Genomic DNA, 9,953 nt, shown 5'->3' with positions numbered 1-9,953 from the left:
GCGGGGGCACCGCCCGCGCGGGGCGTGGGGCTAAAAGGGGCGGGCGCCGGGGAATCCCCGGCCGGCCGCAGCGAACCAACGCGCTACCAGGTGACCGGCAGCTCGGCCAATCCCTGGAACGCGTCCCCCGGCTTGACCCGGACTTCGTCGGCCGGGACCGCCAGGCGCAATCCCGGCAGCCGGTCGATCAGCCGCTGGAAAGCGATTTCCATGATGGCGCGCGCGTGGTTCATCCCCGCGCACTGGTGCGTCCCGAACCCGTAGGTCAGGTGGTCGCGGAACGTCGGGCGGTGCCAGTCCAGCCGGTCGCCGTCGTCGTAGGCTTCCTCGTCCCGGTTGATGAGCGAGAACAGGAAGAACACGCCGTCGCCCGCGCGGATGGTGGTGTCCGCGTCGACCTCGATGTCGGCCGCGGCCACCCGCTGCAGGCCGTCCGGGACGACCACGAACCGGGTCAGCTCGTCGACCGCGGCGGGCATCAGCGACGGGTCCGCCCGCAGCTCGGCCAGCTTCTCCGGGTGCTGCAGCAGCGTGAACGCACCCAGGCCGATCGAGCTGGACGTCGTGTCGTGGCCGGTCACCAGCACGATGAGGAACATCTGGAGGATTTCCTCGTGGTCGATGTCGCTCGCCGGGTCGCGCTCGGCGAGCAGGGCCTGCAGGAAGCCCTCCTCGGCCGGGTTCTGCTGGGCCTTCTCGATCAGCTTGGTCAGGTAGGCCATCAGCTCGTCGTAGGCCCCGCCGGCGTCCGGCCCGAACAGGATCTGGTGCGCCTTCTGCTCGAAGTAGTCCTGGTCCTCGTGCGGGATGCCGAGCAGGTCGCACAACGCCATCAGCGGCACCGGCGAAGCGAACTTCTTGAGCAGGTCCGCGGGCGCGCCTTCGGCGATCATCTCGTCGATCTGCCCGTCGACGATCGCCTGGATCTTCGGCCGCAGGGAGTCGATCCGCTTGACCGTGAACCCCGCCTGCACCAGCTTGCGCCGCGCCCGGTGGGCCGGGCCGTCGACGCCCACCAGCGCGGTGAGCAGCTTGATGACCTTCTGCTGGACGTCGGTGAACTCGACGGCCGCGGCCGCGCTGACCATCGGCCACGCGGGATTGGTCCGGTCACTGGAGATGCGCGGGTCGGTCAGCAGCCTGCGGGCCAGCTCGTGCCCGGTGACCGCCCAGGCCTTGCGGCCGTCGTACAGGGTGACCTCGGCGATCGGGCGCCGGTCGGCGAGCGGCTCGTAGCCCGGCGCCGGCTGGTACGGGCAGGTGCGGTCTTGCGGGAAGGCGACGGTCTCGGTCAAGGGAATCTCCTCCGACGAAGGGGCGTCAGGACGCCGGCGCGACGAGCCGCACCGGCAGGTCCTTGGTCCGGGTGAAGCCAGGCCGCAATATCCACGGGATCTCCTTGCGCGGCACCGCCAGCGTCATGTCCGGGAACCGCGTGTACAGCCCGCGCAGCGCCACTTCCGCCTCCAGGTAGGCGACGTGCTGGCCGAGGCAGCGGTGGATGCCCTTGCCGAAGCCGAGGTGGCTCTCGCTGCCGACGGCGAGCCGGTCGATCTTCAGCTTCTCCGGCTCGGGGAACTTCCGCGGGTCGCTGTTGGCGGCCATGATCAGCGGCACGACCGGCATCCCGCGCGGGATCACCGTGCCGCCCACCTCGATGTCCTCGGTGGCGAACCGCGGCTGCCCGAACTGGATCGGGCCCAGGCGCTGCAACTCGCGCACGGCCTGCGGCCACAGCGTCGGGTCCGCCTTCAGCCGCGCCAGCTGGTCCGGGTGCTCGTGCAGGGCCAGCACCGAGTTGCCGATCAGGTACGTCGTCGTCTGATGCCCGGCGGTGACCAGGCTGAACAGGATGCCGACCAGCTCGTCGTCGGTGGCGATGCCGGGGTTCTTGGCCTGCGCCTCGACGAGCGCGGTGACCATGTCGTCCTTCGGCTCGGCACGCCGCCGCTCGATCATCCCGCGCGCCGCGATGAGCGTCTTGCGGACCTCTTCGGGCAGCCGCTTGCCGTCCAGGGTGGCCATCGCGTCGCTCCACGCGCGCCACTGCGGGCGGTCTTCCGCGTCGACGCCGACCAGCTCGCAGATCACCGTGACCGGCAGCGGGTAGCAGTACGACTCGACGAGGTCGATCGGCGTGCCGTCACCGCCCTCGGCTGCCAGCTTGTCGAGCAGCTCGGAGGTGAGCTCTTCGACGCGGGGGCGGAACTTGCCGACCCGGTGCGCGGTGAGCGCGTAGGAGACCAGCTTGCGCAGCCGGGCGTGCTCCTCGCCGTCGGAGGCGTTGATGAGGTTCTTCAGCCAGGGGATCAGCTCCTCCGGCATGTCCAGGTGCCGGAAGACGCCGTTGCGGATGTCCTCGGCGGGCGAGTCGGCCAGCGGGTTGCACTGGAAGCGCTGGTCCATCAGGACCTGGCGGACGTCTTCGTAGCGGGCGGCCAGGTACATCGGCGGCCCGCCCATGAAGCCGCCGATCTGCAGCGTCGGCGCCTCGCGCACCGCCGCGTGCGCTCCCCACGGGTCGGCGACCACTTCCGGGGAGAACAGGTCGACCGGTTCGGCCGAAGTCTCGGCAGTGGTGGTCATGGGCCTTCCTTTCGTGTTGGATCCGGCTACGCACGGTCCGTTGTGGACACTCGCGCGGTCAGTGCGTGGCGACGAACTCCTTGAGCGTGCCGATCACGTACTCGATCATCTCCGTGGTGATCCCCGGGTAGACGCCGATCCAGAACGTCCGCTCGGTGACGATGTCGCTGTTGGTCAGCGGGCCGGCGATGCGCTGCGGCTTGCCGATGTAGGCGGGGTGGCGGGTGAGGTTGCCCGCGAACAGCCGCCGGGTGCGGATGTTGCGCGCTTCCAGGTAGTCGACCACCTCGGGCACGGCGAAGCCCGCGTCGGGCTGCACCGTGATGATGAACCCGAACCAGCTCGGGTCGCTGCCCGGCGTGGCCTCCGGGAGGATCAGCCCGGGCAGCCCGTCCAGGCCTTCGCGCAGCTGGCGCCAGTTCCGCTTGCGGGCCTCGATGAAGTCCGGCAGTTTCGCCAGCTGGCTCAGCCCGAGCGCGGCGTGGATGTCGGTGCTCTTGAGGTTGTAGCCGACCTCGGAGAAGACGTACTTGTGGTCGTAGGCCTCCGGCAGCGTGCCCAGGTGGAGGTCGAACCGCTTGAGGCAGCGGTCGTCTTCGCCCGGCTCGCACCAGCAGTCGCGGCCCCAGTCGCGGAACGACTTCGCCAGCTTGGCCAGCTTGATGTCCGAGGACAGCAGCATCCCGCCCTCGCCCATGGTCAGGTGGTGGGCGGGGTAGAAGGACACCGTCGAGAACCGGCCGAACGTGCCGGTGAGCTGCCCGTGGTACGTCGAGCCGACGGCGTCGCAGTTGTCCTCGATGAGGTGCAAGCTGTGGCGCTTCGCGATTTCGGCGACTTCCGCGACGGGGAACGGATTTCCCAGCGTGTGCGCGATCATGATGGCGCGCGTGCGCGGGGAGATCGCGGCCTCGACCCGCTCGGCCGTCGTGTTGTACGTGCCGAGCTCGATGTCGACGAACACCGGGATCATGCCGTTCTGCAGGATCGGGTTCACCGTGGTCGGGAAGCCGGCCGCGACCGTGACCACCTCGTCGCCCGGCTTCAGCCGCTCGTCGCCCAGCGTCGGGGACGTCAGGGTGCTCAGCGCCAGCAGGTTCGCCGAAGACCCGGAGTTCGTCAGGACCGCCTTGCGCCGCTTGAGTTTCCGGGCGAAGGCCGACTCGAACTTCGTCGCGATCGTGCCGGAGGCGATGCGCAGGTCGAGCGCGGCGGCCACCAGGGCTTCGCGGTCGGCGGCGTCCAGCACCGCCCCGGACGACAGGATCGGCGTCCGCCCCGGGATGAACGGCGCCGGCCCGGGGGACTGGGCGTCGTGGTAGTCGCGGACCTGCGCCAGCAGGTCCGATCGGGCTGAGTCGACCATGTCGGATCGATCCCCTGCTCCTCGAGTGCGGATTGCGGACCTAACGCTTCAGCCACGCTAGAAGCGCCGGAGGAAAGGGACATCCCTCAACGTGGTAGGCCGCTTCCGGCAACCGCCCGGGACTACTCGCGTTGGTGATGGCCCGGGCCGTCCTCGTGGGCAAGCTGGAGCCGACACCAGCCACCCCCCTGGGAGGACGATCTTGTGAAGGTTCTCAATCTCGCCGGGGTCGCCCCGTCGACGGTGTTCAGCCACGTCCCGCTCGCGAACGCCCTGCGGGGCGCCGGGCACCAGGTGATGACCACGGCGTCGGTCGACGAGATGGTCGACACCATCGCCGGCGTCGGGTTGTCCGCGGTGCGGACCACCGTGCCGGGGGTGTCCCCGCGGCAGGTCATCGCCGAGAGCGGCCTGACGCACGTGCCCGACGACCCCCGCGAACGCGAAATCATGGCGGGCCGCTGGTACGCGCACATGGAATACGTGACCCTGGACGCGTTGCTGGCGTTCAGCAAGGACTGGCGCCCGGACGTGATCATCAGCGGCGTCACCTCGTACTCCGGCCCGCTGCTGGCTGCCCACCTCGGCGTGCCGTACGTGCGCCACGCCTGGGACATCCACTCCCCGCGGCTGATGGACCAAGGAGCCGAGGAGCAGCTGCGCGACCAGCTCGAGGAGCTCGGCCTCGACGGCCTGCCCGAGCCCGCGATGACGATCGAAATCGCGCCGCCGAGCCTGCTGCCGGAAGACCTCGAGGGCGGCCAGCCGATGCGGTGGATCCCGGGCAACTCGCAGTCCGTGCTGGAACCGTGGATGTACACCAAGGGCGCGGGCACCCGGATCGGCGTCACCGTCGGCACCGGCGTCGCGAACTACAACCAGTACGACTTCCTGCAGGGGGTCGTCGAGCAGATCGCCACGCTGGACGCCGAAGTCGTCGTCGCCGTCACCGAGGACGCGGCGCCGGAGCTGCGTGAGCGGCTGAAGAACGTGCGCGCGGGCTGGATCCCGCTGGACGTCGTCGCGCCGACCTGTGACGTCCTGGTGCACCAGACCGGTGGCAGCACGATGATGACGGGCCTGAGCTTCGGCGTGCCGCAGGTGCTGCTCCCGGACCCCAACCTCTTCCGCGCCAACGCCATGGCCCGCCGCCTCGCCGGCACCGGTGCCGCGGTGGTGCTCTCCCCGGAGGAGGCCACGAGCGAGGTCATCGCGAAGACCTGCGGCGAGCTGGTCGCCGACCCGGCGTTCAAGGCGGCCGCGGGCGGGCTCGCCCGGGAGATCGCCGCGCTGCCGTCGCCGAACGAGGTGGCGGTGCGCATCGAGCGGCTCGTCCAGGAAGCGTCCTAAACGGACATGGGCAGCGTCAGCACCCGCAGCATGAGCGTGCGGCCGCTCGGCATCGGCGGCGCGCACCTCGTGTCGTCCAGGTCGTTCGGCGACGAGCGCGGCGACTTCTTCGAGGTCTACCGCGAAGACGTGCTGGCCGAGGCGCTCGGCTACCGGCCGAGGTTCCTGCAGGCCAACGTCTCGACGTCGTGCCGCAACGTGGTGCGCGGCGTGCACGGGGCGGCCACCCCGCCCGGCCTCGCGAAGTTCGTGACGTGCCTGCGGGGCTCGCTGCTCGACTTCGTCGTCGACGTGCGCACCGGCTCGCCGACGTTCGGGCAGTGGGACATGATCGTGCTCAACCCCCACGGCGGCACCGCGGTGTACGTCGAGGAGGGCCTCGGCCACGCGTTCGTGGCCCTCGAAGACGACACGTGCGTCCAGTACCTGCTGTCCGACCTCTACCGGCCGGCGGAGGTCCTCACCGTCAACCCGCTCGATCCCGGGATCGGCCTGCCGCTGAACCTGCCGGGCGAGCCCATCCTGTCCGACCGCGACGCGGCCGCGCCGACGCTGCGGGAGGCCGGCGAACTCGGTCTGCTGCCGCGGTACGAGGAGTGCCTGGCGCTGCGGGCGGCTCGCGTGCGGCCGGCCGAGGCGGCCGCGGCTTCCTGAACCACCGCAACGGAACGGCCCGGGACCGCGGTCCCGGGCCGTTCCGTCACGCCACCTGTTCGAGTGCGGTGCGGAGTGTCTCGCCGAGGAAGTCGAGATCGCCGTCGGTCGCGTTCAGCGGTGGGGCCACCAGCAGCCCCTCGCCCGTGCGGTCCGGGTGGAAGCCGACGTACGGGTACAGCAAAAGCCCCTTGCCCCGGGTGATCCGCATGACGTCGCCGAGGGTGCCCGACGCCAGCTCGATGCCGTAGAAGTACCCCAGCCCACGCACGTCCGTCACCACGGACCGCCCCCGCACCGCGTCGGCCACCAGCCGGCCGAGGGCCGCGCCGCGGACTTCGTCGCGGTCGAGGACGCCGAGGTCGTCCAGCACCGACAGCACCGCCAGCCCGGCCCGGCCCTGCAACGGCGTCGCCGACATCGTGCCCATCAGCGGCAGCCACTTGCCGCTGGACATGATGTCCTCGGCCAGGTCCGGGGCGATCATCGTGGCCGCCAGCGGGACGTACCCGGCGCCGAGGCCCTTCGACAGCGTGACGATGTCCGCCGCCGAGCCCGGTGTGTGGTGCGAGGCCAGCGGGAGCCCGCATCGGCCCAGGCCGGTGAGGACCTCGTCGTGGATGACCAGGACGCCGAACTCGTCGCAGACCTCGCGCAGCGCCCGCAGGTATCCCGCCGGCGGGACGAACCCGCCGCCGGTCGTGCCGTTGACCGGCTCCAGCATGACCGCCGCGACGCTCTCCGGGCCGGCCGCGACGATCGCGTCGCGCACCGCCCGCACGCACTCGACGCGGCAGGTGGGGAACGGGCAGTCGAGGTGCTGGCCGGGGTAGGGCGGGTTGAACGCGGGGGCGAGGCCGAAGCTGTCGTCCTGGTGCGGACGGCGGGACCGGTGGCCGGACAGTGCGAGCATGAACGCGCTGTTGCCGTGGTAGCCCAGTGTCGAGGTCAGGATCTTGTGCCTGCCCTCTTCGCCGCGGGCGCGCTGCACCAGCCTGGCCAGCGCGACGGCGGATTCCGTCGCGTGCGTTCCGGTGGGGGTGAACATGACCCGGTCGTCCGGCCGGTGCACCGCCCGTGCGGTGGCCGCGGCGAGCTGCTCCATCAGCTCGGGCGCGAACGTGCCCGGGCTGGCGTAGGTGCAGATCCCGACCTGGTCCCGCAGCGCCTCGACCACCACGGGGTGGGCGTGGCCGATGTTGACGTTGACGATCCCGCTGGCGCCGTCGAGGTAGCGCGTGCCGTCGGAGGCGTACACCCACGACCCGGCGGCGTGGCTGTACGGGATCGGGGGGATCTGCAGCCGGGCCGCCAAGAGCTGGGACGGCGCTTCCTGCGCGGTCATCGTCACGATCGGGTCTCCTCCTGGCCTCAGCCCACCGGCTCGGTGGCGTGATCGACGTAAAGCCTCGCCTTGGTGCGGATGTCGTCGACGAGCACGGCCTGCCGCGCCACGTCGTCGGTGTCGGGGAGCCGTCCCGAGCGGACGGCCGTCGCGAAGGCGGTCAACGTGTTCGCCACCTGATCGTCGGGCGGCAGCGGGATTTCGTCAACGCCCGAGCGTCGTTCCAGGCGCAGCAACGGAATGTGGTCGGCGGGCGGGGTGAACGCGTGATCGAGCACGATCCGTCCTTCGCTGCCCCAAAGCTCGTAGCCGGACCGGTAGGCGTGGTCGATCCCGAAGGTCGCGGACGCGCCCACGCCGTCGCCGGTGCACAGCAGCGCCTGCCCGGCGGAGTCGACGGGGTGACCGTGGCGCCGGGTGAGCACCGCGGAGACGACGTCGACTTCGCCGCCCAGGAAGGAAATCGCCGCGCGCACCGGGTAGACACCGGTGTCCAGCAGGGCACCGCCGCCGAGCTCGGCGCGGTGGCGGATGTCGTCGGCCGGGCGGGCCGGCACGGCGAACGCGGCGTGGAACGCCCGCAGTTCGCCGATCGCGCCGTCCGCGAGGAGCTCCCGGACCGCCGCGTGCTGGCTGTGGTGGAGGAACATGACGTTCTCCATCAGCACGAGCCCGGCCGACCGCGCGGCGGCGAGCAGGTCCCGCGTGCGGGAAACGCTGGTGGTCAGGGGTTTTTCGGCGAGCACGTGCTTGCCGGCGGCCAGTGCCTGCTCGATCCACCCGGCGTGCGCGGCGTTCGGGAGCGGGATGTAGACGGCTTCGACGTCGTCGAGATCGAGCAGCGCCGAATAGCCTTGCACCGCGCGGGATCCGTAGGCGCGGGCGATTTCCGCGGCTTTGCCGGCGTTCCGGCTGGCGATCGCCGCGATTTCCGTGCGGGGCAGGGCCGCCATGGCGGGGAGCACCTTGCGGAGCGCGATGCTCGCGCATCCCATGATCCCGATGCGCAGTGGGGCCACGGGATCTCCTTCACGGACGCACGATTTCGGTGCCACCCACGCTAGGGCAGCCGGGGCCGGCCGGACATCCCTCGTCCTGATAGCGAGGCCGCCGTCCTATCAGGTCGAGGGATGCCCGCCCGGCCGCGCCCGGCTTAGGCTCGCCGCAGCCGAGGAAGGGAGTGACGTGGTCCACAGCGCGATACACGAGGACACGGCGCGGGACGGACGCTCCGACGCCGTGGCCGACGAAGCAGTCATGTCCATGGCGGACTTCCACTCCTGGTTCAACGCGCGGGCCCGCGCGAACAGCTTCCAGGTGGACCGGATCCCGTTCGCGGACCTGTCCGGCTGGGACTTCGAGCCGGACACCGGCAACCTGGTGCACGCCAGCGGCCGGTTCTTCTCGGTGGAGGGCCTGCGCGTCCGGACCGACCGGCCCTGGGTGGGCGAGTGGGCCCAGCCGATCATCGTGCAGCCGGAAATCGGCGTGCTCGGCATCCTGGTCAAGCGGTTCGACGGGATCCCGCACTGCCTGATGCAGGCGAAGATGGAGCCGGGCAACATCAACGGGCTGCAGATCTCGCCGACCGTGCAGGCCACCCGCAGCAACTACATGAAGGTGCACGGCGGCGCGGCCACCAAGTACCTGGAGTACTTCCGGCCGGGCTCCCGCGGACGCGTGCTGTTCGACGGCCTGCAGTCCGAGCAGGGCTCGTGGTTCCTGCACAAGCGCAACCGCAACATCGTCGTCGAGACCGACGACGACGTCCCGCTCGACGAGGACTTCTGCTGGCTCACGCTCGACCAGATCCGGCGGCTGCTGCGGCTGGACCACATGGTGAACATGGACTCCCGGACCGTCCTCGCGTGCGTGCCGCCCGCGTTGGCGCGGCCGGGTGAGGCGGCCACCGGTGACGGCTCGTTCGTCGAAGCGGTCCACCGCTCGCTGTCCGGCCGCGCCCGGGCCGTGCACGACCCCGGCCACATCCTCAGCTGGCTCACCGAGGTGCGCGCCCGCCAGGAGCTGGTGCAGCGCCGGGTGCCGCTCAAGGAGATCGCCGAGGACGGCTGGCGCCTCGGCCACGACGTCATCGACCACCGCGACGGCAAGTACTTCGACGTCGTCGCGGTGGCTGTGGAAGCCAGCAACCGCGAGGTCGGTTCGTGGACCCAGCCGCTGGTGGCGCCCCGGCAGTCCGGCCTGCTGGCGTTGCTGGTCAAGCGGATCGGCGGCACGCTGCACGCGCTGGTGCAGGCCCGCAGCGACGCCGGCACGCTCAACATCGCCGAGCTGACCGCGACCGTGCACTGCCAGCCGGGGAACTACGCCGACGCGCCGGCGGAGCACCGCCCGCCCTACCTCGACTACGCACTGGCCGCCCCGACCGGCCGCGTCCGCCTCGACGTCGTGCATTCCGAGGAAGGCGGCCGGTTCTACCACGCGCAGAACCGCTACCTGGTGATCGAGGTCGAGGACGACTTCGCCGCCGAGCCCGACGACCGCTTCCTCTGGACGACGCTGAGCCAGCTGATGTCCCTGCTGTCGCACAGCAACTACCTGACGGTGGAGCTGCGCAGCCTGATGGCGGGCATGCGCAGCTTCTGACGGACGACGAACGGGCCGGTCCCGCAGGACCGGCCCGTTCGTCGT

The 9,953-nt window shown here is 71.0% G+C and carries 8 protein-coding genes; 3 read left to right on the top strand and 5 right to left on the bottom strand.

The genetic code is table 11. The features are described 5' to 3' along the window. Positions 1-83: 83 nt before the first annotated feature. The 3 genes from ACWED2_RS42365 to rfbH are packed head-to-tail and all read right to left on the bottom strand — an operon-like array spanning position 84 to position 3,952. The gene (locus ACWED2_RS42365; protein ID WP_449696147.1) at positions 84-1,295 is read right to left on the bottom strand and encodes a cytochrome P450; all 1,212 of its coding nucleotides are present in this window, start codon (positions 1,293-1,295) and stop codon (positions 84-86) included. 25 nt (positions 1,296-1,320) lie between these two features. Continuing rightward, the gene (locus ACWED2_RS42360) at positions 1,321-2,586 is read right to left on the bottom strand and encodes a cytochrome P450 family protein (protein WP_449696146.1); all 1,266 of its coding nucleotides are present in this window, start codon (positions 2,584-2,586) and stop codon (positions 1,321-1,323) included. A gap of 58 nt (positions 2,587-2,644) precedes the next feature. Then, positions 2,645-3,952 (bottom strand): lipopolysaccharide biosynthesis protein RfbH, encoded by a 1,308-nt coding sequence (gene rfbH, locus ACWED2_RS42355; protein ID WP_449696145.1) that lies wholly within the window; start codon positions 3,950-3,952, stop codon positions 2,645-2,647. A 204-nt stretch (positions 3,953-4,156) separates the two neighbouring features. On the opposite strand from rfbH, the gene ACWED2_RS42350 reads away from it, so the two are divergent. Beyond that, the gene (locus ACWED2_RS42350) at positions 4,157-5,302 is read left to right on the top strand and encodes a glycosyltransferase (RefSeq protein ID WP_449696144.1); all 1,146 of its coding nucleotides are present in this window, start codon (positions 4,157-4,159) and stop codon (positions 5,300-5,302) included. Positions 5,303-5,332: 30 nt separating this feature from the next. Then, entirely contained in the window at positions 5,333-5,956 is a 624-nt protein-coding gene (locus ACWED2_RS42345) for a dTDP-4-dehydrorhamnose 3,5-epimerase family protein (protein WP_449696149.1), read from the top strand. Between the two features lie 46 nt (positions 5,957-6,002). Here the strand turns inward: ACWED2_RS42345 and ACWED2_RS42340 are convergent, their stop codons facing one another. Both ACWED2_RS42340 and ACWED2_RS42335 read right to left on the bottom strand, forming a co-directional pair. After that, a complete protein-coding gene (locus tag ACWED2_RS42340; protein ID WP_449696148.1) occupies positions 6,003-7,301 on the bottom strand; it encodes an aminotransferase family protein in 1,299 nt (432 codons plus the stop codon). A 26-nt stretch (positions 7,302-7,327) separates the two neighbouring features. Then, the gene (locus tag ACWED2_RS42335; RefSeq protein WP_449696143.1) at positions 7,328-8,320 is read right to left on the bottom strand and encodes a Gfo/Idh/MocA family protein; all 993 of its coding nucleotides are present in this window, start codon (positions 8,318-8,320) and stop codon (positions 7,328-7,330) included. 166 nt (positions 8,321-8,486) lie between these two features. Here ACWED2_RS42335 and ACWED2_RS42330 point away from each other — a divergent pair, with 166 nt between their 5' ends. Continuing rightward, positions 8,487-9,908 carry an NDP-hexose 2,3-dehydratase family protein gene (locus ACWED2_RS42330; RefSeq protein ID WP_449696142.1) on the top strand — a complete coding sequence of 474 codons (1,422 nt, stop codon included), beginning with the start codon at positions 8,487-8,489 and terminating at the stop codon, positions 9,906-9,908. Positions 9,909-9,953: the final 45 nt, after the last annotated feature.

The sequence above is a fragment of the Amycolatopsis sp. NPDC005003 genome, from assembly GCF_053600695.1.
Note: the sequence above shows the minus strand (reverse complement) of the source record. Positions and strands in the feature narration are given on the sequence as shown.